Here is a 21,628-nt window from a genome sequence, read left to right as displayed (position 1 = left end):
GGTTGTCGCGGCGACAGAAGTGGCTGCGCACCCGAATGATGGCCCGCAACGGGGCCAGAACGGGCCGCCGTATACGAACGCGACACCAACGGAAGGAGTGAGCATGTCTGTACCATCTATCGACTGGGATTTGGCCCTAATCCAGAAATATAACTATTCCGGGCCACGTTATACGTCATACCCAACCGCGCTGGAGTTTACCGATACCTTCGGCGAACCTGAATTTCTTCAGGCTGTTGCGCGCTATCCTGAGCGCCCGCTTTCGCTCTACGTCCATATTCCGTTCTGCCATAAGCTCTGCTACTTCTGTGGCTGCAATAAAATAGTTACCCGCCAGCAGCACAAGGCCGATCAATATCTGGATGCGCTCGAACAAGAAATCCTGCATCGTGCGCCTCTCTTTGCCGGACGCCACGTCAGCCAGCTGCACTGGGGCGGCGGTACGCCAACCTATCTCAACAAAGCGCAAATTAGCCGACTGATGAAGTTGCTGCGCGGCAACTTCAATTTTAATGATGACGCTGAAATCTCGATCGAAGTCGATCCGCGTGAAATTGAGCTGGATGTACTGGATCACTTACGCGCTGAAGGTTTCAACCGCCTGAGTATGGGCGTGCAGGATTTCAACAAAGAAGTACAGCGTCTGGTGAACCGTGAGCAGGATGAAGACTTCATCTTTGCCTTGCTGAACCATGCGCGTGATATCGGCTTTACGTCGACTAATATTGACCTGATTTACGGCCTGCCAAAACAAACGCCAGAGAGCTTCGCCTTTACGCTGAAGCGTGTGGCCGAGCTCAATCCCGACCGCCTCAGTGTCTTTAACTATGCGCACCTGCCGACGTTGTTCGCCGCGCAGCGCAAAATCAAGGATGCGGATCTGCCTTCCGCCCAACAGAAGCTGGATATTTTGCAGGAAACCATCACTTCGCTGACCGATACCGGTTATCAGTTTATTGGTATGGATCACTTTGCTCGCCCGGACGATGAGCTGGCGATTGCCCAGCGTGAAGGCGTGTTGCACCGCAACTTCCAGGGCTACACCACTCAGGGCGATACCGATTTACTGGGGATGGGCGTTTCAGCCATCAGCATGATTGGCGACTGCTACGCGCAGAACCAGAAAGAGTTAAAACAGTACTATCAGCAAGTCGATGAAACCGGAAATGCCCTGTGGCGCGGTATCGCGTTAACCCGTGATGACTGTATTCGCCGCGATGTGATTAAGGCGCTTATCTGTAATTTCCGCCTCGATTTCAGCGAGGTGGAAGCGCAATGGGATCTGCAGTTCAGAGATTACTTTGCGGAAGACCTGAAGCTGCTTGCTCCGCTGGCGAAAGATGGGCTGGTGGATATTTCGGAGAGTGCGATTGAGGTTACGCCGAAAGGACGTTTGCTGATTCGTAATATCTGCATGTGCTTCGATGCGTACTTGCGCCAGAAAGCGCGTCTGCAGCAGTTCTCCCGGGTGATTTAAACGGCAGGGTTGTATAGGCCGGGTAAGGCGAAGCCGCCACCCGGCTTTTACGTTCAAACCCGCTAGCTAAACAGCCCAACCAGCGCCGCACACAATACCGCAGCAACGGCGGTTTGCGGCGTGTGGCTTTCGGCTGCTCCGCTCGAGAGCAAATTCACTAATGATTCCAGCATGATGGTCCCCCCAATTTCCGGGCACGATCATACAAAACTCATCGGAACAGTAAAGCGCAAAATAACGGCAATTTGCGCTCAATTCGTCATCTTTACACAGCGGTAAAAATCACTCCATTCCCAGCTCTTTCAGCTTACGTGTCAGGGTATTGCGTCCCCATCCCAGTAATCGAGCCGCTTCCTGTTTATGGCCCTGAGTATGACGAAGCGCAGTGGTTAACAGCGTGCGCTCCATCTCTGGCTGAGCCTCTGAAAGCAAGTTTTGATGACCGGAACGCAGCGCGCGGTCCGCCCATTGCGCCAGAAGTGTCGCCCAGCTGTCTGGCAGTGCGTGTCCGGTGCTGCTTTCCGGGGCGGTGGCTTCGAACAGCTCGCCCGGTAAATCCTGAATCAGCACTTCCTGGCCGGCGGCCATGACCGTCAACCAGCGACAGGTATTTTCAAGCTGACGCACGTTGCCAGGCCAGGCCAGGCGGGTGAGGGCGGCATCGGTTTCCGGGTGGAGCAGTTTTGCCTCCACGCCCAGCTCACGTGCAGCAACCTGCAGGAAGTGGCGCGCCAGACGAGGAATATCCTCGCGACGCTCGCGCAGCGGCGGCAGGTGAACGCGGATCACGTTCAGACGATGGAACAAGTCTTCACGGAATTTGCCTTCCTGAACGCGCTGCTCCAGGTTCTGGTGCGTGGCGGCAATAATGCGCACGTCTACTTTTACGGGAGCATAACCCCCCACGCGATAGAACTGCCCGTCAGCCAGCACGCGAAGCAGGCGGGTCTGAACATCCAGCGGCATATCGCCGATTTCATCCAGGAAAAGTGTCCCGCCGTCGGCCTGTTCAAAGCGCCCCTGGCGAATCGTGTTCGCGCCGGTAAAGGCCCCTTTTTCATGGCCGAACAGTTCCGACTCAATCAAATCCTTCGGGATCGCCGCCATGTTCAGGGCGATAAACGGCGCTTTCGCCCGCGGGCTATGCCGGTGTAACGCATGGGCAACCAGCTCTTTACCGGTTCCTGATTCACCGTTAATCAATACGCTAATGGAAGAGCGGGACAAACGACCGATAATGCGAAACACGTCCTGCATGGCAGGCGCTTCGCCAATGATGTCCGTCGTTGGGCCAAAAACGGGCGCATTGCGGGGCTGTTGCTGCTCCTGGTAGTGGCTGATGGCACGCTCAACCAGGGCGACCGCTTCGTCGATATCAAAGGGTTTTGGCAGATAATCGAATGCCCCTTGCTGGTACGCACTGACGGCGGCATCCAGATCGGAGTGGGCAGTCATTATGATGACCGGAAGCATTGGGTGGCGTTGTTTGATCTGTTTTAAGAGCGCCAGCCCGTCCATACCCGGCATCCGAATATCTGACAGCAAAACATCCGGGGTTTTGGTGGTGAGTGCATCAAGCACGTCGCTGCCGCTCTCAAACGTCGTGCAGCTTAATCCCGCTCCCGTGAGTGCGCGTTCAAGCACCCAACGGATGGAGCTATCGTCATCGACTACCCAGACTATCCCTCGTTGCATACACGTCACCTTTATTTTTTAATTGGCAGGTAAACCGAAAACTCGGTATGACCCGGCCAACTGGTAAATTCAATTTTGCCAGAGTGTTGATCAATCAAATTGCGGGCAATGGATAACCCCAGCCCTGTACCGCCTTCGCGGCCGCTCACCATCGGGTAGAACAAGGTGTCCTGAAGATGCGATGGGATGCCAGGCCCGTTATCCTCAACGTCGATTCTCGCCGCCAGTCGGTAGCGCACGCCATGCAGCGTTAACTGGAAAGCGGTGCGGGTACGCAGAATAATTTCTCCGCCATCAGGTCCCAGCGCCTGAAGGGCATTACGCACGATATTCAGAAGAACCTGTTCAATCTGGTCAGGATCGTGCGCCAGTTCTGGCAGGCTTGGATCGTAATCGCGCACCAGCGTGACGTTTTCCGGAAGCTCCATCGACACGAGTTTCACCACCCGCTCGGCCACTTTATGAATGCTTTCTGAAACGTGCATTCCCGGTTGCTGCGGCCCAAGCAGTCTGTCGACCAGATTGCGCAGACGGTCTGCCTGCTCAATGATGACGTTGGTGTACTCGGCAAGCGCAGGGTCGGGGAGTGCTTTGGTCAACAGCTGTGCTGCGCCGCGCAAACCACCCAGCGGGTTTTTGATTTCATGGGCCAGGCCACGTACCAAATCCCGGGCAGCGATCTGCTGGGCATGTTGGAGTTGTTCCTGGCTAAGGCGACGCTGATTATCCATCGGCGCCATCTCGAGCAGAATAAGCCCCTCAGGAAGGCGCTGTGCCGTCAGCGAAAGAATATGGGAACGCCCGTCTATCACCAGAGTCACTTCGTTATCGGTGAACCCCTGACCGGCCTGCAAACTTTCCTGCATCAGGCCAATATTCAGCGAAAAGTAGCTCAACAATTCCGGGAGCGGTGTACCAAACAGTTTGCGTGCGCTCTGGGCAAGCAGTTGCTGCGCCGCCGGGTTGGCGTAATGCACGGCCAGCTCATCGTCGACCAACAAGATACTGTTAATTAAAGAATTGAGGATCTGCCCAGCATCGGGCAGCGTGCCAGTTGCCATTCAGCAGTCTCCTGGAGTTGTTTGCACTAATTTAGTGCAGTATAGCTTTTTCGGCGTAAAAAGCGCGTGAGATCAGGTTGTTGGTGGAGAAAAAAGCCCATCCGAAGATGGGCTGAAAGTTTCCACGGCAACAAAAAAACAGCTTTCGGGATCGCGCGTAAAGGTCGCGCGAAACCCGTTAAAACTTAAACGCTGTAGTACAGTTCGAATTCAACTGGGTGCGGAGTCATACGCACACGGTCGTTCTCTTCGATACGCAGCGCGATGTATGCATCGATAGCTTCGTCAGTGAACACACCACCCGCAGTCAGGAACTCGCGGTCAGCGTCCAGCGCTTGCAGTGCTTCTTCCAGAGAACCGGCAACCTGTGGGATCTCTTTCGCTTCTTCTGGCGGCAGGTCATACAGGTTTTTGTCCATTGCTTCGCCTGGGTGGATCTTGTTCTTGATACCGTCAAGACCAGCCATCAGCAGAGCTGCGAAGCACAGGTATGGGTTAGCTGCCGGGTCCGGGAAGCGAACTTCGATACGACGCGCTTTTGGAGAAGCAACCACCGGGATACGGATAGAAGCAGAACGGTTACGGGCAGAGTAAGCCAGCATTACTGGAGCTTCATAGCCTGGGACCAGACGCTTGTAGGAGTTGGTGGTTGGGTTCGCCAGGGCGTTGATCGCTTTAGCGTGTTTGATAACACCACCGATGTAGTGCAGCGCCTGCTCAGACAGACCCGCATATTTGTCGCCAGAGAACAGGTTAGTACCGTTCTTGGACAGAGACATGTGGCAGTGCATACCGGAACCGTTGTCGCCAAACATTGGTTTTGGCATGAAGGTCGCAGTTTTACCGAAACGGTGCGCAACGTTGTGCACAACGTATTTGTAGATCTGAATCTCATCCGCTTTTTTGGTCATGGTGTTGAAGCGGGTAGCGATTTCGTTCTGGCCAGCGGTCGCCACTTCGTGGTGATGCGCTTCAACAACCAGTCCCATCTCTTCCATGATCAGACACATGGTAGAACGGATGTCCTGTGAAGAATCGACCGGAGGAACCGGGAAGTAACCGCCTTTCACGCCTGGACGGTGACCTTTGTTACCACCTTCGTATTTGGTGGAGGAGTTCCATGCGCCTTCGATATCATCGATAGCAACGTGGGAACCAGAAATTGAAGCACCAAAACGGATGTCGTCGAACAGGAAGAACTCTGGCTCTGGCCCGAACAGAACGGTGTCTGCGATGCCGGTAGAACGCAGGTACTCTTCTGCGCGCTTAGCGATGGAGCGTGGGTCACGGTCGTAACCTTGCAGTGTACCTGGCTCGAGGATATCGCAACGGATGATCAGAGTTGGCTCTTCGAAGAACGGGTCAATGAGCGCAGTAGTCGCGTCCGGCATCAGAACCATGTCGGATTCGTTAATGCCTTTCCAGCCACCAATGGAGGAGCCGTCAAACATTTTGCCTTCTTCAAAGAATTCGGCGTTCACCTGATGAGCAGGAATAGTGACGTGCTGTTCTTTACCTTTGGTATCGGTGAAGCGCAGATCAACAAACTTCACTTCATGTTCGTTCAGCATCGTCAAAACGTGTTCAGCGGACATACTTAACTCTCCAGATTGGTCATTGTCGTCGTGGTAACGAGGTCTTCAATTTCTGTTTGTACTGGCTGTTGCCATGTATTTTTTATAAAGCGAAATCTGTGCCAACTTTTAAAACACCCCAAAAAGGCGTTATCATGCGCACCATAGTGCAAAAGGGCTGCACCACAATGGATTTGTTGCACCAGTATAGTGCTTCAATGTGAACATTGAGCACTATATTGGTGCAATTTACGTTAAAGAGCCCTTTTACCGCTCCGTGAAAGCGATCACAAAGCATCTCTGCAATACTTGTTTGCGGGGGATGTTTGTGATCCTGTTTTGTAGTGCGATTAATCCGTGTACAATAACGCGCTATTTCTAAATGCCTGAGGCAAAGTTGTGATCGAAAATTTGCGTAACATCGCCATCATCGCGCACGTTGACCATGGTAAAACTACCCTGGTTGATAAGCTGCTGCAGCAATCCGGTACGTTTGATGCTCGTGCCGAAACCCAAGAACGCGTGATGGACTCCAACGATTTGGAGAAAGAGCGTGGGATTACCATCCTCGCGAAAAACACCGCGATTAAATGGAATGACTACCGTATCAACATCGTTGATACCCCAGGGCACGCCGACTTCGGTGGTGAAGTTGAACGTGTAATGTCCATGGTAGACTCCGTTCTGCTGGTCGTTGACGCAATGGATGGCCCAATGCCGCAGACGCGCTTCGTGACCAAAAAGGCATTTGCCCACGGTCTGAAGCCAATCGTTGTAATTAACAAAGTTGACCGTCCTGGCGCGCGTCCTGACTGGGTTGTTGACCAGGTATTCGACCTGTTCGTAAACCTCGACGCGACCGACGAGCAGCTGGACTTCCCTATCGTTTACGCTTCTGCGCTGAACGGTATCGCCGGTCTGGACCACGAAGACATGGCTGAAGACATGACCCCGCTGTACCAGGCGATTGTTGACCGTGTTCCTGCACCAAGCGTTGATCTCGACGGCACCCTGCAGATGCAGATCTCTCAGCTCGACTACAACAACTATGTTGGCGTAATCGGTATTGGTCGTATCAAGCGCGGTAAAGTTAAGCCTAACCAGCAGGTTACTATCATCGATAGCGAAGGCAAAACCCGTAACGGTAAAGTCGGTAAAGTACTGACTCACCTGGGTCTTGAGCGTATCGAGAGCGACATCGCTGAAGCGGGCGACATCATCGCCATCACCGGTCTGGGTGAACTGAACATCTCTGACACCATCTGCGATCCGCAGGCGGTTGAAGCGCTGCCAGCCCTGTCTGTTGATGAACCAACCGTTTCCATGTTCTTCAACGTCAACACCTCTCCGTTCTGTGGTAAAGAAGGTAAGTTCGTTACCTCTCGTCAGATCCTTGACCGCCTGAACAAAGAGCTGGTGCACAACGTTGCGCTGCGCGTTGAAGAAACTCCGGATGCAGACGCATTCCGCGTTTCCGGTCGTGGTGAGCTGCACCTGTCTGTTCTGATCGAAAACATGCGTCGTGAAGGTTTCGAAATGGCGGTTTCCCGTCCGAAAGTTATCTTCCGCGAAATCGACGGCCGTAAACAAGAGCCGTTCGAAAACGTAACGCTGGACGTTGAAGAGCAGCACCAGGGTTCTGTCATGCAGGCTCTGGGTGAGCGTAAAGGCGACCTGAAAAACATGAATCCAGATGGCAAAGGCCGCGTACGTCTCGACTACGTGATCCCAAGCCGTGGTCTGATCGGCTTCCGTTCAGAGTTCATGACTATGACTTCTGGTACTGGTCTGCTGTACTCCACCTTCAGCCACTACGACGACGTTCGTCCAGGCGACGTGGGCCAGCGTAACAACGGCGTTCTGATCTCCAACGGTCAGGGTAAAGCGGTTGCGTTCGCACTGTTCAGCCTTCAGGACCGCGGTAAGCTGTTCCTGGGTCACGGTGCTGAAGTTTACGAAGGCCAGATCATCGGTATTCACAGTCGTTCTAACGACCTGACTGTAAACTGCCTGACCGGTAAGAAACTGACCAACATGCGTGCGTCCGGTACTGACGAAGCAACGGTTCTGGTTCCACCAGTCAAGATGACCCTGGAGCAAGCTCTGGAATTCATCGATGATGACGAACTGGTAGAAGTGACTCCACAGTCAATTCGTATCCGTAAACGTCACCTGACCGAGAACGATCGTAAACGTGCGATGCGCGGTCCTAAAGAAGACTAATTTACGCTTCTTTTAGTCTGCAAAACCCCGTCCTTTGTGGCGGGGTTTTTCTTTTTCTGCGTTATGTCGCAGTTCATAGCCAAAGCTTATCTTTCCCGCTACAGTTACTTTTCCACGGCGAAAAGGAGATAAACATGCTTTATATCTTTGACTTAGGAAATGTAATCGTCGATATCGATTTTAATCGGGTGCTGGGCGCATGGAGCGACTTTAGCCGCGTTCCGCTGGCAACATTAAAACAGAGCTTCGCGATGAGTGAGACTTTCCATCAGCATGAGCGCGGTGAAATCAGTGATGAAGAGTTTGCCGAGCGCTTTTGTCACGAAATGGACCTGTCATTAAGTTACGAGCAGTTTGCTCACGGCTGGCAGGCTGTTTTTGTGGCGATCCGCCCGGAAGTCACCGACATCATGAACAAACTTCGCAAACAAGGGCACCGTGTGGTGGTCCTGTCAAATACCAACCGTCTGCACACGACATTCTGGCCAGATGAATACCCTGAGGTAAATGCCGCAGCGGATCACGTCTATCTTTCCCAGGAGATGGGAATGCGCAAACCTGAGGCGCGAATTTATCAGGCTGTATTGCAGGCAGAAGGGTACTCAGCGGCGGATGCGGTCTTTTTTGACGACAACGCCGATAATATAGAGGGAGCTAACCAGTTAGGTATCACGTCAATTCTGGTGACCGGAAAAGAGACGATACCCAACTATTTCGCGAAGCAGTTATGCTAAAAAACGTTCATCAAAAAGCCGCTCACCATACCCGCCCGCTCAGGTCGTGGCTGAAACTTCTCTGGCATCGCATTGATGAGGACAACATGACGACACTGGCGGGCAATCTTGCCTATGTGTCGTTGCTCTCGTTAGTGCCGCTGGTGGCGGTTGTTTTTGCCCTTTTTTCTGCATTCCCGATGTTTGCAGATGTGAGCCTGCAGCTGCGTCATTTCATTTTTGCTAACTTTATTCCGGCCACCGGGGATGTGATTCAGAATTACATCGAGCAGTTTGTTGCTAATTCCAACAAGATGACCGCCGTTGGGGCCTGTGGGCTGATCGTGACGGCGTTACTGCTGATGTATGCCATTGATAGTGCGCTGAACACTATCTGGCGCAGTAAGCGGATTCGACCCAGAGTGTACTCTTTTGCCGTTTACTGGATGATTTTGACACTTGGGCCGCTGCTGGCGGGGGCGAGCCTGGCGATAAGCTCTTATCTGCTCTCGTTGCGCTGGGCCAGTGAGCTAAATGGCGTTATCGACAATGTGTTGCGCCTTTTCCCGCTAGTGTTGTCCTGGCTCTCGTTCTGGCTGCTGTACAGCGTGGTCCCGACCACACGCGTACCCAATCGCGATGCTGTGTTAGGCGCGCTGGTGGCGGCAGTACTTTTTGAACTGGGGAAAAAAGGATTTGCCCTTTATATCACCATGTTCCCGTCTTATCAGCTGATCTACGGTGTGCTGGCGGTGATCCCCATTTTGTTTGTCTGGGTGTACTGGACCTGGTGTATCGTCTTGCTTGGCGCCGAAATAACTGTCACTCTCGGAATATATCGCGAACTCAGAAAAACAGCAGAAGCTGAAAAACAACAAGAAGCAGACCAACCATGATTGCATTGATACAGCGCGTAACCCGTGCCAGCGTCACCGTGGAGGGAGAGGTGACGGGTGAAATTGGCCCAGGACTTTTAGTGTTGTTAGGTGTCGAAAAGGAAGATGACGAACAAAAAGCCAACCGCTTGTGTGAGCGTGTGCTGGGCTACCGCATCTTTAGCGATGCAGAAGGGAAGATGAACCTCAACGTCCAGCAGGCGGGAGGCAGCGTGCTGGTGGTGTCGCAATTTACGCTTGCTGCGGACACCGAGCGCGGAATGCGCCCGGGGTTCTCCAGAGGAGCAGCACCGGACCGTGCAGAAGCGCTTTATGAGTATTTTGTTGAGCGTTGTCGCCAACAGGAAATGAATACGCAAACCGGACGATTCGCTGCGGATATGCAGGTTTCGCTGGTGAACGATGGCCCCGTCACTTTCTGGCTCCAGGTATGAGCCAGCTGGCGGCGTGGCCGCGGGTAACAAGAGAGAGTACAGCTATGTATCACCTTCGAGTACCGCAAACAGAAGAAGAGTTAGACGTTTACTACCATTTCCGCTGGGAAATGCTGCGTAAGCCATTACATCAGCCTCAGGGCTCTGAACGTGACGCCTGGGATGCAATGGCGCATCACCAGATGGTGGTGGATGAAGAGGGTAACCTCGTCGCCGTTGGGCGTTTGTACATTAACGCCGATAATGAAGCCTCCATTCGTTTTATGGCAGTGCATCCTTCAGTACAGGACAAAGGTCTGGGCACGCTGATGGCGATGACGCTGGAGTCCGTCGCCCGGCAGGAAGGCGTAAAGCGCGTGACCTGTAGCGCCCGTGAAGATGCCGTGGAGTTTTTCGCCAAGCTGGGTTTTGTTAACCAGGGTGAAATCACGACACCACAAACTACTCCGGTTCGCCATTTCCTGATGATTAAACCCGTTGCCACGCTGGATGATATTTTGCATCGCGCAGACTGGTGCGGACAGCTACAACAGGCCTGGTATCAGCACATCCCGCTGAGTGAAAAAATGGGTGTCCGTATCCAGCAGTATACGGGGCAAAAATTCATTACCACGATGCCGGAAATCGGCAATCAAAACCCACACCACACGCTGTTTGCAGGCAGTCTTTTCTCACTGGCCACGCTCACTGGCTGGGGGCTTATCTGGCTGATGCTGCGCGAGCGCCATCTTGGTGGCACCATCATTCTTGCCGATGCCCACATTCGCTACAGCGCACCGATAAGCGGTAAGCCAAGTGCCGTTGCCGATCTGGGTTCGCTCGGTGGCGACCTTGACCGCCTGGCGCGTGGCCGCAAAGCCCGCGTGCAGATGCAGGTTGAGCTTTTTGGTGACGACACATCGGGCGCGGTATTTGAAGGTACCTACATCGTTCTCCCTGCGAAGCCGTTTGGCGCGTATGAAGAGGGTGGGAACGAGGAAGAGTAATCTCGTCCAGCCCGGTTTATTGCCGGGCTGGATGAATTCGCCGTGCGATATCTCGTATGACATCCCGTGCTGACAGGCTGATACCGCCAAGCTGAAAGAAGCCGTGGATCACGCCCAGCCAGCGCTGAGCCGTACACTCCACGCCTTGTTCTGTCAGATACTGATAGAGTATTTCTCCCTCATCGCATAGCGGATCAAATTCGGCAGTAATAATGTGTACAGGCGGTAGACCGTTCAAATCATCTCGCCATAGCGGGCTGGCTTCAGGATGAAGCTTTTCGGTATCAGCCAGATACATTTCAAAGCCGCTCAGCAGCGTATCGCGAGTGATGACATAATCGAGGCCATTGCGGGTGTAGCTCTCGGACCTGGCGGTCGCATCAAGCATGGGATAGATAAGAATCAACTGTGCGGGTAGCCAGACTCCTGCCTTCTTGAGCCGTAGTGACGTCACCAGCGCCAGATGGCCTCCTGCACTGTCTCCGCAGAGGGTGATCCGGCTTGTATCCACTCCAAACGTATCTGCATACTTCCGTACCAGATTTGCCCCTTTTTCCGCATCATCATGTGCTGCCGGAAAGGTATGTTCTGGCGCCAGCCTGTATTTTATGGCAATCACGCGACAGTTACCGTAATACGCCAGCTGGCGGAGCTGATTGTCATGTGTCTCAAACCCGCCGCTGATAAAACAGCCACCGTGATAATAAATAACGGTGGGCAGTAATTTGGCCGCGTTACGTGGTGAGTAGACCTGGAAAGTCATACCTTCACGTTCAAGTTTTTCAACCGTTATGCGCGTTTCTGTCTCCCCGGCGAGCACCGTACTGGCGAGATATCCCGCTCTCCGGTCATCAATACTCTGGCTACTCGAAGCGGGCCTTCCTGCGGCAATAAAATCCTGAACCAGTTTATCTATACCCTTTTCCAGCGCCATGTAAATGCCTTTTTTCTGTATGGATATACAGTGTTATAACCTGGATTATGGCGGAAGAAAACAGAGGATTTGCATGGGAAGTCGATTCTGGAAAGCGGCTCGCAAAGGCTACATGTCGCTCATGGTAAGCGTGGATTTTTTCACTTTATCTTAATAGCGTAATAAGGGAGAGGGTACGTCATTGACGTACATTGGGAGTTTGTTACTATAAGCCAATGGCGTATATTTTATGCTGTTCATTGAAACGGAAATTTTCACTGAAGACGTCAAATTGTTACTGGATGACGATGAATACCGTAAACTTCAGGTATTCCTGGCTATGCAACCTGATTATGGCGATCTGATCCAGAATACAGGAGGCTTACGAAAGATTCGTTGGCTTGCTGGGGGTAAGGGAAAGCGTGGTGGAGTCCGGGTCATCTATTTTCATCGTACGCGTGAGTTTGAAATTAGGTTACTGCTTATCTACCGCAAAGGAATCAAAGATGATCTGTCGGCAACTGAGAAAGCCGTACTGAAAAAGATTATTGAGAGGTGGTAAATGGACAAGGCGCTGTTTGAGCGGTTAACCCAAAGCATGGCCCAAATGAATGAAATTGCCGAGGGCAGACGAGATCCGTCGCGGACGTTTCAAATTGATGCGATGAAAATTAAAGAAATCCGTCAGGCGTCCGGATTGTCACAGAGTAAATTTGCAAATTTAATCTCTGTCAGCGTCGATACCTTACGCAATTGGGAACAAGGCAGACGCTCACCCACAGGACCGGCTCAAGCACTGCTGCGTGCAATTGCTAATGATCCTCAACATGTTATCCCTGCGCTCTCGCATTAGTTAGCCCGGCGGCAAAATAGCCTACCGGGCTAAAATGGAGACTACTCCCCTTCACCCGGGAACAGGAACGGGTTGATAGAGCTACGGGCAAAGCCCTCTTGCTCCATTTTTGCGTCCAGAATCAGCGAGGCGAGATCGTCGGCAACCGCTTCGACTTTCGGGTCTTTTTCCTGATACAGGATCTTCAGGTAAGTGCCGCAGTCGCCGCAGCTTTCGGCTTTCACTGCCGCTTCTTCGTTTTCCAGCGACCAGTAGTTCAAATCGCGGGTCTGCTCGCAGTTGCTGCACTTCACGCGCACCACATGCCATTCGGTTTCGCACAGGTTGCAGTGCAGGTAGCGCAGCCCCTGGGTCGTACCGATCTGCACCATGCTGGACACCGGCATTGAACCGCACACTGGGCAGAACTGACGCGCTTCGCCATATTCGGCGCGGGCTTTGCCTGGGATCAGGCTGGCCATTTGTGCCCAGTAAAGCGACAGCGCAGCCCAGATAAACGGGGCTTTATCGCTGCTGACAAGCGTAAAGTCGGAAGCAAACAGCGCGCTCGCCATCTCTTCCAGCTCCATGTCAGACGCTTTTTCCAGGTTCTCGATCACTGCCAGCGCAGTGCCACTCATCTCCGGCTTCAGCTCAGCAATCAGCGAATGCAGCAGCTTGTGCCAGTGTTTGTCGCGCGGCAACACGTGAATATCCAATGGCGGTTTACCCTGCTCATTGGCTTCTTTGATGCGCGCGGTGAGATCCATTTGCAGAGGGTGGTCGTACAGCACCACTTCCTGTGCGTGGGCAATCAGCGCGGCAAAGCGCAAAAAGTCGCCCAGAGGATTGTTCTCTGCCAGCTCGCGCAGACGCTCTGCGCGGCGGTTATAGAGGTTCTTGAGTCTGGGGAATAACAACGGCGGAATATATTCCGCCGTACGTTTTTCGCTCGAACCCAGCTCATCTTGCGGGATTATGCGAATACTCATTCAGATGACTTTTCCTGTTTCTGGCGGACCTCACGGTACCAGCGCGGGTGGTGTTTCTTCGCCCACGTACTGGTTACCCATCCTTCCACCATCGCGGTAATGGTGCCTTTCACCCAAAGGGCGGCGTAAATATGCACCATGATAACCACAATTAACGCCACTGCGGCAAATGAATGCAGCATCAGCGCAAATCGGATCACCGGGATTGAGAAAGCAGGCGCAAAATACGGACGCCAGATGATCACACCGCTCACCAGCAACAGCACCAGGAAGATAATCGCCGCCCAGAATACGCATTTCTGGCCGAAGTTATAACGCCCGGTATCACCCACTTCCTCGTTGACGACGATCTTACGAATATTCTTCGCCCAAAAGATATCATCCCGATTGATTAGGTTATGGTGCCAGTATCGGAAAAACATGATGATGAACGACGCGAACATGATGACGCCAACAAACGGGTGCAGTATACGCGCCAGCTGTGGTGTCCCCATGATCTGCATCAGCCAGTTGAAGGACGGGAAGAAGAACCCCAGTCCGCTTATCGCCGCCAGCATGAAGCAGAAGGCGGTGACCCAGTGGTTGATTCGCTCCGGCGCGGTATAGCGCACGATGGTGTCACGTTTTCTCATTTGCGCACCTCGTCTTTCTCTTCATGCAGGTTATCGTCTTCCTCTTCCGCACGGTTCGGACCGACACCGACGTAGTGGAAGATGCTTGCCGCGAAGGTGGCAGCAAAACCGACCGCTGCCAGCGGTTTCCAGATGCCTTTCCAGAACTTAACGGTCGCGCTGATTTCAGGGTTCTCCGGCAGGCCGTGGTACAGATTCGGCTTGTCGGCGTGGTGCAGCACGTACATCACGTGCGTACCGCCAACCCCGGCCGGATCGTACAGGCCTGCGTTGTCGTAACCACGGGTTTTCAGCTCACCCACGCGTTCTGCCGCTAGCGTTTTCATATCCTCTTTAGAACCAAAGTGGATAGCGCCGGTTGGGCAGGTCTTCACGCAGGCTGGCTCCTGGCCGACGTTTACGCGGTCAACACACAGCGTACATTTGTAGACGCGGTTGTCTTCCGGGTTCAGTCGCGGCACGTCGAACGGACAGCCAGCGATGCAGTAGCCGCAGCCAATGCACTGCTCGGACTGGAAGTCGACGATACCGTTGGCATACTGAATGATAGCGCCTTCTGAAGGGCACGCCTTCAGGCAGCCCGGATCCGCACAGTGCATACAGCCGTCTTTGCGGATAAGCCATTCCAGTTTGTCGTTCTGCTCCACTTCCGAGAAACGCATTACCGTCCAGGACTTGGCGGTCAGGTCCGCCGGGTTGTCGTACACCCCGACGTTGTGACCGACTTCATCACGAATGTCGTTCCACTCCGAGCAGGCCACCTGACAGGCTTTACAGCCGATACAGGTGGTCACGTCGATAAGCTTCGCCACTTCCTGCTGGTGGTCCCGCGCCTGAGGCGCGGGAGTGAAACCGTTAGTCGCGGAACGACGAATAATGTCTTGCGATTGATAAGCCATAAGTCGTCTCCGTTACACCTTTTCCACGTTCACGAGGAAGGCCTTAAACTCCGGCGTCTGCGTATTCGCATCACCGACGAACGGCGTCAGGGTGTTAGCAATAAACCCTTTCTTCGCCACGCCCTCGTAACCCCAGTGGATAGGAATACCAATGGTGTCCACCTGCTGACCGTGAACGTTCAGCGTGCGAATACGCTTGGTCACCACTGCCTTGGCCTTGATATAGCCGCGGTTAGAGGAGACTTTCACGGTATCGCCGTGGGCAATGCCGAGCTTGTTCGCCAGCTTCTCGCCGATCTCCACAAACTGTTCCGGCTGCGCGATGGCGTTAAGCAGCGCGTGCTTGGTCCAGTAGTGGAAGTGTTCGGTCAGACGATAGGTTGTACCCACGTACGGGAACTTGTCTTTTTTACCCAGCGCTTCGAAATCGCCCTTGAAGATACGGGCTGCCGGGTTAGAGACCACGTTCGGGTGCAACGGGTTGGTACCCAGCGGCGTTTCAAACGGCTCGTAGTGTTCCGGGAACGGCCCTTCCGCCATCTTATCGATAGCAAACAAGCGTCCCATCCCTTCAGGCTGCATGATAAACGGCCCGACATCGCTGCCTGGTGCGGCAGTGCTGTAGTCCGGAATATCCACGCCGCCCCATTTCGCGCCGTCCCACTTCAGAAGCTGACGCTTCGGATCCCACGGGTTACCCTGCGGGTCTGCGGAGGCGCGGTTGTACAGAATGCGGCGGTTCAGCGGCCATGCCCATGCCCAGCCCAGCGTATTACCCAGACCCGATGGGTCGGCGTTATCGCGGTTGGCCATCTGGTTGCCTTTCGGCGTCCAGCTACCGGCGAAGATCCAGCAACCGCTGGATGTTGTACCGTCATCACGCAGGTGCGCGAAGGTGCTCAGCTGTTCGCCTTTCTTCGCCAGAACCGCACCGGTAGCCGGGTCGATAACATCCGCCAGCGCCTTACCGTTGCTTTCCATCGCCACTTCTTCTGCAGATGGATTTTCCGGCGTTGAGTAGTTCCAGGACATGTTCAGAACCGGTTCCGGGTTGGCGCCACCTTCGGCTGCGTACATCTTACGCAGGCGTAAGAAGATGCCAGCCAGGATCTCGCCATCGTTCATGGCAAGCCCCGGGGCGTCTGCGCCTTTCCAGTGCCACTGCAACCAGCGCCCGGAGTTAACGATAGAGCCGTTCTCTTCCGCGAAGCAGGTTGATGGCAGGCGGAACACCTCGGTCTGAATCGTCGATGGGTCGACATCGTTCGATTCACCGTGGTTCTGCCAGAAGGTCGAGGTTTCGGTATTGAGCGGGTCAATCGTGACCAGGAACTTCAGTTTTGACAGGGACGCGACAACCTTGTTCTTGTTCGGGAACGAGGCAACCGGGTTAAAGCCCTGGCACAGATAGCCGTTGACCTTGCCCTGGTTCATCATCTCGAAGTACTGAAGAACGTCGTAACCTTTGTCCCACTTCGGCAGCCAGTCATAGCCCCAGCTGTTTTCAGCCGTTGCTTTGTCGCCGAAGAATGCTTTCATCATTGAGACGAAGAACTTCGGATAGTTGCCCCAGTAGTTCACCTGGCCTTCCAGCAGTGGTTTTGGTGTGCTGGCGGTCAGATAGGTTTGCAGGTCAGGCTGTTTTTCGCTTGGCAGGTTCATATAACCCGTCAGGCTCTGAGACAGCAGGCCGAGGTCGGTCAGACCCTGAATGTTGGAGTGACCGCGCAGGGCGTTTACGCCGCCGCCTGCCATCCCCATGTTACCGAGCAGCAGCTGCACCATCGCCATGGTACGGATGTTCTGCGCACCGATGGAGTGTTGTGTCCAGCCGAGTGCATACAGGAACGATGCGGTTTTATCTTTCGCGCTGGTTTCGGCGATAAGTTCACAGACTTTCAGGAAGTCCGCCTTCGGCGTACCACAGATGTTTTCAACCACATCCGGCGTATAGCGAGAAACGTGCTCTTTCAGCAGGTTCCACACGCAGCGCGGGTGTTGCAGCGTGGTGTCGCGCTTCGCAAAGCCTTTCTCATCCAGCTCGTAGTTCCAGCTGGTTTTGTCGTACTTGCGTTTTTCGGCGTCATAACCGCTGAACAGGCCATCTTCGAAGTGATAATCCTCACGCACGATCAGGCTGGCGTTGGTATAGGCTTCGGTGTATTCGCGGTTATATTTTTCGTTGGTCATCAGGTACAGCAATACGCCTGACAGGAAAGTGATGTCAGTACCTGAACGAATAGGGGTGTAGAAATCCGCCACTGACGCTGTACGCGTAAAGCGGGGATCGATAACAATCAATTTTGCGCCGTTGTGGATTTTGGCTTCCATCGCCCAGCGGAACCCGACAGGGTGCGCTTCAGCGGCGTTACCGCCCATCACCACGATGAGGTTGGCGTTCTTGATGTCGACCCAGTGGTTGGTCATCGCACCGCGACCAAATGTTGGAGCAAGACTTGCTACCGTTGGTCCGTGTCAGACACGCGCCTGGTTGTCGACCGCGAGCATACCGAGTGCACGCGTAAATTTCTGGGTTAAATAACCGGTTTCGTTGCTGGAGGCAGAGGCACACAACATCCCGGTAGAGAGCCAGCGGTTCACCGTTACGCCGTCGGCGTTCTTGTCGATGAAGTTGGCATCGCGGTCTTCTTTAATCAGTTTCGCGATGCGGTCAAACGCATCATCCCAGCTGATTTGCTGCCATTTGTCGGAGCCTGGAGCGCGGTATTCGGGGAATTTCAGGCGGCTTTCTGAGTGGATAAAGTCCACCAGACCTGCGCCTTTCGGGCACAGCGCACCGCGGTTAACCGGATGATCCGGATCGCCTTCGATGTGGAAGATAGACGCTTTGGCGTTTTTTGCACCGTCGCCGAGGCTATACATCAACAGCCCGCAACCGACAGAGCAGTACGTACAGGTATTACGGGTTTCACGGGTGCGCAGCAGTTTGTACTGCCGCGTTTCCGCCAGCGCTACGCCGGGCGCAAAGCCCAGTGCCGCTGCCGTGGTGCCTGCCATACCGCCAGCGCAGATCTTAAAGAACTGCCTTCTGCTGACCTGCATGGGTCACTCCTTGTTTCGACATTGCTTACATATGTAGTTTTAACTTCGCGGTTGAGAATTGACCGCAAAGGAGAAAAATTTGCGTTAATCCCTCAATTCCACGAGGGATATCATCAGAATACCACATTGTCGGTAAGCCTGTTTGAACTGCGTTAATACAAAGTGAACGTATTATCACTGCATTGATTATAAAGTGTGATATTAATCACATTATCGGCCCCTCATGTTAAAGGGGTGTATCATGGATTTGGTTGCCCCCCTCCTGAATGAGTAGGTAAACTTGATGAGGATGGGTGCAGAAAAGTTGATCCATACTATGCGTAAGGTCTGCCGTTTATGCTGCAATAGCAGACCTGCTTCTGTGGTTGTTCAGGAATACCGTTGTGTCTAAACAAAACCGTGTTACCCACGCGTCGCCACTGCCTGCGGGCATTGTGGAACTGTCGGTACACAGACCGCCCCACATTACCCGCGTCACTCCCGATTTTCTGGCGGAGGAAGTCCCCGTTGCCCTGGTCTACAACGGTATCTCGCACGTGGTGATGATGGCCTCGCCCAAAGATCTCGACCTGTTCGCCATTGGCTTTTCCCTTTCGGAAGGCATCATTGAGCACCCGCAGGATATCTACGGCATGGACGTGGTTCAGGCCTGTAATGGCCTTGAAGTGCAAATCGAACTTTCAAGCCGTCGCTTTATGGGGCTGAAAGAGCGGCGTCGCGCGCTGGCCGGGCGCACGGGCTGCGGAGTCTGCGGCGTTGAGCAGCTTAACGATATTGGCAAACCGATATCCCCGTTGCCGTTTACCCAGACATTTAACCTGGCGCACCTCGACCGCGCACTTGAGCACCTGAACGATGTACAGCCCATTGGCCAGTTGAGCGGGTGTACACACGCCGCGGCCTGGGTGCAGCCATCAGGTGAAATTGCCGGTGGGCATGAGGATGTGGGTCGCCATGTGGCACTGGATAAACTGCTGGGCCGCCGGGCGCGCGAGAGCGATATCTGGCAACAGGGGGCAGCGCTGGTGTCCAGCCGGGCCAGCTATGAGATGGTGCAGAAGTCGGCGATGTGCGGCATTGAAATTCTGTTCGCAGTGTCAGCGGCGACCACGCTGGCTGTGGAAGTAGCAGAGCGCTGTAACCTGACGCTGGTCGGATTCTGTAAGCCGGGAAGGGCGACGATTTATACCCATCCTCAGCGCTTAATTGTTGATCAGTAATTTTGAATGATATTAGCAAATCCTTCCGCTTTTAGTTGTTCGTGATGAGGTCTAGTATTTATCTCATCAAGGCACGGCGCCTTACCTAAACAACTAAACGAAAGGGTTTACATCATGAACAGCATCAAAACTTTTGTCGCAGTAATCGCTCTGGCTACTTCTTTCGGTTCTTTCGCTGCACAGACTGTCACCGCAACCGCCTCTACCATTGACGGCGCAGAAGCGAAAATCGCAGCACAGGCTCAGGAAGCTGGCGCGTCATCTTACAAAATTACTCAGGCATTCTCTGGTAACCGTGTACACATGACGGCTGAACTGAACAAATAATTCCGCTTTACCGTCGAAAGAGCGCCCCCGGGGCGCTTTTTTTATTGGATCCCCGCCAGGCGCAGCAGCGCTGTCACCACCGCAGCCGCGACGATCACCACAATTAACGGCATTTTGCGCCAGGCAAGGAATACGGCAAACGCCACGCCCAGAACGCGCGCCATTCCCGCAAAGTGTTCCCCTTCATAAAAGGTTGTCGCCAGCGCCACGGAAAAGAGTAAGACCGTTGCCGCGTCAGAAAGCAGCGCCTGTGAACGCTCTGACAGCGCCAGCCGGCTGCCCAGTTTTGCACCGCCAAGACGCATCAGATACGTCCCTGCCGATAAGATGGCGATACCCAGAATAAAGAATGTCATGTTTCCCATTATTTTTTCCTCGCCGCGAGGCCCAGTAAAGAAAGCAGCACCGGCAAACCGACCGGCGCAAATGGCACGGCGGCCAGCGACAATACCGCACCGCTACAGGCGCGGATAAGCGTTGTGCGGTTTTTAAATGCCGGAACCACCAGCGCCAGTAAAATGGCCGGGAACACGGCGTCCAGCCCGATGGTTTCCGGGGCGGGTAAGAGTTTGCCCACCATCGCCCCCAGCAACGCGCCAAGCGGCCAGATGAGCGCCACGCCAAGGCCGCACAACCAGTAGGCAGCTTTTCGTTGTTCAGGCGTTTTTTGCGACAGGCCGAACACCACGCTTTCATCGTTCATGATGTGGCAGCCGAGCAGGCTGAGGCCGCGCTTACCCACCAGTTCACGCACTGTTACGCCAAACGGGACATGGCGCGCGTTGACCAGTAATCCCGCAGCGGCAGCCGCCAGGGGATTACCGCCACTCGCCACAATGCCGATAAACATAAATTCAGACGCGCCCGCCAGCACGGTAATTGACAGCACAAACGGCACCCAGACAGGGAAACCATACGCCATCGCCAGCGAGCCGTAGGACATTCCGACAACGCCAACGGCCAGGCACACCAGGATGATTGCTTTTATCGTGTCGCCCTTGAGGCAGGAGAGGTGATGCTTCATACAATTTTAGCCATATCGAACGTATTTCCATTATAATGAACGCATCAATATCGTTTTTCAAGATGAACGATTCGTTCGATTTATAGAACAGAGGCCGTTATATGACGCAGCCAATTAGCGTAATCGCCAAAAGTCTGGTGCGAGAACGCCTGCGAACCGGGCTTTCACTGGCGGAAATTGCCCGTCGTGCCGGGATCGCCAAATCCACGCTTTCGCAGCTGGAATCCGGTAACGGCAACCCGAGCCTGGAGACGCTCTGGTCGCTTTGTGTTGCACTGGGCATTCCGTTTGCCCGCTTGCTGGAGCCGCAACAACCCACCACGCAGGTCATCCGCCGTGGTGAAGGCACCAAAGTGATTGCTGAACAGGCAAACTATCAGGCGATTTTGCTGGCCGCGTGCCCGCCGGGTGCCCGTCGGGATGTCTATTTACTGCTGACGCAACCCGGCGCGGACCGCATTTCCCAGCCGCATCCACCGGGTTCGGTTGAGCATATTATTGTGACGCAAGGCCGGGCGCTGGTTGGCCTGACGGATGCGCCAGAGGAACTGGGGCCGGGGGATTACATTTGTTATCCCGCCGATCTGCCGCATATTTTTAAGGCGCTGGAGCCGGATACCCATGCGCTGCTGGTTGCGGAACAAAATTAACGAAGTTACGGAAAATC

At 54.0% G+C, this 21,628-nt stretch carries 22 protein-coding genes; 11 read left to right on the top strand and 11 right to left on the bottom strand.

What is annotated here, in order from left to right; all coding sequences use genetic code 11:
- Positions 1-103: 103 nt before the first annotated feature.
- The gene (hemN, locus tag N1249_RS22285) at positions 104-1,477 is read left to right on the top strand and encodes an oxygen-independent coproporphyrinogen III oxidase (protein WP_259833497.1); all 1,374 of its coding nucleotides are present in this window, start codon (positions 104-106) and stop codon (positions 1,475-1,477) included.
- Positions 1,478-1,539: 62 nt separating this feature from the next.
- On the opposite strand, the gene N1249_RS22280 is transcribed toward hemN, so the two are convergent.
- From N1249_RS22280 to glnA, 4 genes are all read right to left on the bottom strand, one after another.
- The gene (locus N1249_RS22280; RefSeq protein WP_125358805.1) at positions 1,540-1,650 is read right to left on the bottom strand and encodes a YshB family small membrane protein; all 111 of its coding nucleotides are present in this window, start codon (positions 1,648-1,650) and stop codon (positions 1,540-1,542) included.
- Between the two features lie 109 nt (positions 1,651-1,759).
- Positions 1,760-3,172, bottom strand: coding sequence for a nitrogen regulation protein NR(I) (glnG, locus tag N1249_RS22275; RefSeq protein ID WP_182063041.1), 1,413 nt, complete (start codon positions 3,170-3,172; stop codon positions 1,760-1,762).
- An 11-nt stretch (positions 3,173-3,183) separates the two neighbouring features.
- Positions 3,184-4,233 carry a nitrogen regulation protein NR(II) gene (gene glnL / locus N1249_RS22270; RefSeq protein WP_014072407.1) on the bottom strand — a complete coding sequence of 350 codons (1,050 nt, stop codon included), beginning with the start codon at positions 4,231-4,233 and terminating at the stop codon, positions 3,184-3,186.
- 185 nt (positions 4,234-4,418) lie between these two features.
- Positions 4,419-5,828: a glutamate--ammonia ligase gene (glnA, locus tag N1249_RS22265; RefSeq protein WP_014072406.1), complete on the bottom strand. Its 1,410-nt coding sequence runs from the start codon at positions 5,826-5,828 to the stop codon at positions 4,419-4,421.
- A 378-nt stretch (positions 5,829-6,206) separates the two neighbouring features.
- Between glnA and typA the strand changes: the two genes are divergently transcribed.
- The 5 genes from typA (at position 6,207) to fabY (ending at position 11,059) form a co-directional block, all read left to right on the top strand.
- Entirely contained in the window at positions 6,207-8,030 is a 1,824-nt protein-coding gene (gene typA, locus N1249_RS22260) for a ribosome-dependent GTPase TypA (protein ID WP_259833491.1), read from the top strand.
- A 134-nt stretch (positions 8,031-8,164) separates the two neighbouring features.
- On the top strand, positions 8,165-8,764 hold the full coding sequence (gene yihX / locus N1249_RS22255) for a glucose-1-phosphatase (RefSeq protein WP_014072395.1): 600 nt from the start codon (positions 8,165-8,167) through the stop codon (positions 8,762-8,764).
- Positions 8,758-9,639, top strand: a complete 882-nt coding sequence (locus N1249_RS22250; protein ID WP_259833488.1) for a virulence factor BrkB family protein — start codon at positions 8,758-8,760, stop codon at positions 9,637-9,639. The genes yihX and N1249_RS22250 overlap by 7 nt, the downstream gene beginning before the upstream one ends.
- Positions 9,636-10,073, top strand: coding sequence for a D-aminoacyl-tRNA deacylase (dtd, locus tag N1249_RS22245; protein ID WP_014072393.1), 438 nt, complete (start codon positions 9,636-9,638; stop codon positions 10,071-10,073). The genes N1249_RS22250 and dtd overlap by 4 nt, the downstream gene beginning before the upstream one ends.
- A 44-nt stretch (positions 10,074-10,117) precedes the next feature.
- Entirely contained in the window at positions 10,118-11,059 is a 942-nt protein-coding gene (gene fabY, locus N1249_RS22240) for a fatty acid biosynthesis protein FabY (protein WP_259833486.1), read from the top strand.
- Between the two features lie 16 nt (positions 11,060-11,075).
- Here the strand turns inward: fabY and N1249_RS22235 are convergent, their stop codons facing one another.
- A complete protein-coding gene (locus N1249_RS22235; RefSeq protein ID WP_259833483.1) occupies positions 11,076-11,993 on the bottom strand; it encodes an alpha/beta hydrolase in 918 nt (305 codons plus the stop codon).
- Between the two features lie 229 nt (positions 11,994-12,222).
- Between N1249_RS22235 and N1249_RS22230 the strand changes: the two genes are divergently transcribed.
- Together N1249_RS22230 and nadS are read left to right on the top strand one after the other, a co-directional pair.
- Positions 12,223-12,534 (top strand): type II toxin-antitoxin system RelE/ParE family toxin, encoded by a 312-nt coding sequence (locus tag N1249_RS22230; RefSeq protein ID WP_259833481.1) that lies wholly within the window; start codon positions 12,223-12,225, stop codon positions 12,532-12,534.
- The gene (gene nadS, locus N1249_RS22225) at positions 12,535-12,825 is read left to right on the top strand and encodes a NadS family protein (protein ID WP_259833479.1); all 291 of its coding nucleotides are present in this window, start codon (positions 12,535-12,537) and stop codon (positions 12,823-12,825) included.
- A 41-nt stretch (positions 12,826-12,866) separates the two neighbouring features.
- On the opposite strand, the gene fdhE is transcribed toward nadS, so the two are convergent.
- The 4 genes from fdhE to fdnG are packed head-to-tail and all read right to left on the bottom strand — an operon-like array spanning position 12,867 to position 18,390.
- Complete coding sequence (gene fdhE / locus N1249_RS22220; RefSeq protein ID WP_014072388.1) at positions 12,867-13,796, bottom strand: formate dehydrogenase accessory protein FdhE; 930 nt, start codon at positions 13,794-13,796, stop codon at positions 12,867-12,869.
- Complete coding sequence (fdoI, locus tag N1249_RS22215) at positions 13,793-14,428, bottom strand: formate dehydrogenase cytochrome b556 subunit (protein ID WP_008501832.1); 636 nt, start codon at positions 14,426-14,428, stop codon at positions 13,793-13,795. Before fdoI ends, fdhE begins: the two co-directional genes overlap by 4 nt.
- A complete protein-coding gene (gene fdxH / locus N1249_RS22210) occupies positions 14,425-15,327 on the bottom strand; it encodes a formate dehydrogenase subunit beta (RefSeq protein ID WP_014072386.1) in 903 nt (300 codons plus the stop codon). Before fdxH ends, fdoI begins: the two co-directional genes overlap by 4 nt.
- Positions 15,328-15,339: 12 nt before the next feature.
- Positions 15,340-18,390, bottom strand: a complete 3,051-nt coding sequence (gene fdnG, locus N1249_RS22205) for a formate dehydrogenase-N subunit alpha (RefSeq protein WP_259833476.1) — start codon at positions 18,388-18,390, stop codon at positions 15,340-15,342.
- Between the two features lie 383 nt (positions 18,391-18,773).
- Between fdnG and fdhD the strand changes: the two genes are divergently transcribed.
- Complete coding sequence (gene fdhD, locus N1249_RS22200; protein ID WP_259833473.1) at positions 18,774-19,610, top strand: formate dehydrogenase accessory sulfurtransferase FdhD; 837 nt, start codon at positions 18,774-18,776, stop codon at positions 19,608-19,610.
- A gap of 114 nt (positions 19,611-19,724) precedes the next feature.
- Positions 19,725-19,937 (top strand): DUF1471 domain-containing protein, encoded by a 213-nt coding sequence (locus N1249_RS22195; protein WP_259833469.1) that lies wholly within the window; start codon positions 19,725-19,727, stop codon positions 19,935-19,937.
- Positions 19,938-19,978: 41 nt separating this feature from the next.
- Here N1249_RS22195 and N1249_RS22190 read toward each other — a convergent pair whose 3' ends face one another.
- Together N1249_RS22190 and N1249_RS22185 are read right to left on the bottom strand one after the other, a co-directional pair.
- The gene (locus tag N1249_RS22190) at positions 19,979-20,302 is read right to left on the bottom strand and encodes an AzlD domain-containing protein (RefSeq protein WP_014072381.1); all 324 of its coding nucleotides are present in this window, start codon (positions 20,300-20,302) and stop codon (positions 19,979-19,981) included.
- Positions 20,302-20,961, bottom strand: coding sequence for an AzlC family ABC transporter permease (locus N1249_RS22185; protein ID WP_014072380.1), 660 nt, complete (start codon positions 20,959-20,961; stop codon positions 20,302-20,304). The genes N1249_RS22190 and N1249_RS22185 overlap by 1 nt, the downstream gene beginning before the upstream one ends.
- Before the next feature lie 101 nt (positions 20,962-21,062).
- Here N1249_RS22185 and N1249_RS22180 point away from each other — a divergent pair, with 101 nt between their 5' ends.
- Positions 21,063-21,611 carry a helix-turn-helix domain-containing protein gene (locus N1249_RS22180; RefSeq protein ID WP_014072379.1) on the top strand — a complete coding sequence of 183 codons (549 nt, stop codon included), beginning with the start codon at positions 21,063-21,065 and terminating at the stop codon, positions 21,609-21,611.
- The last annotated feature ends 17 nt before the right edge of the window (positions 21,612-21,628 follow it).

This window comes from Enterobacter sp. CP102 (assembly GCF_025152625.1).
Lineage (GTDB): Bacteria > Pseudomonadota > Gammaproteobacteria > Enterobacterales > Enterobacteriaceae > Enterobacter > Enterobacter soli.
The sequence above is the reverse complement of the archived record's forward strand: the minus strand, read 5'-3'. Positions and strand labels throughout refer to the sequence as shown.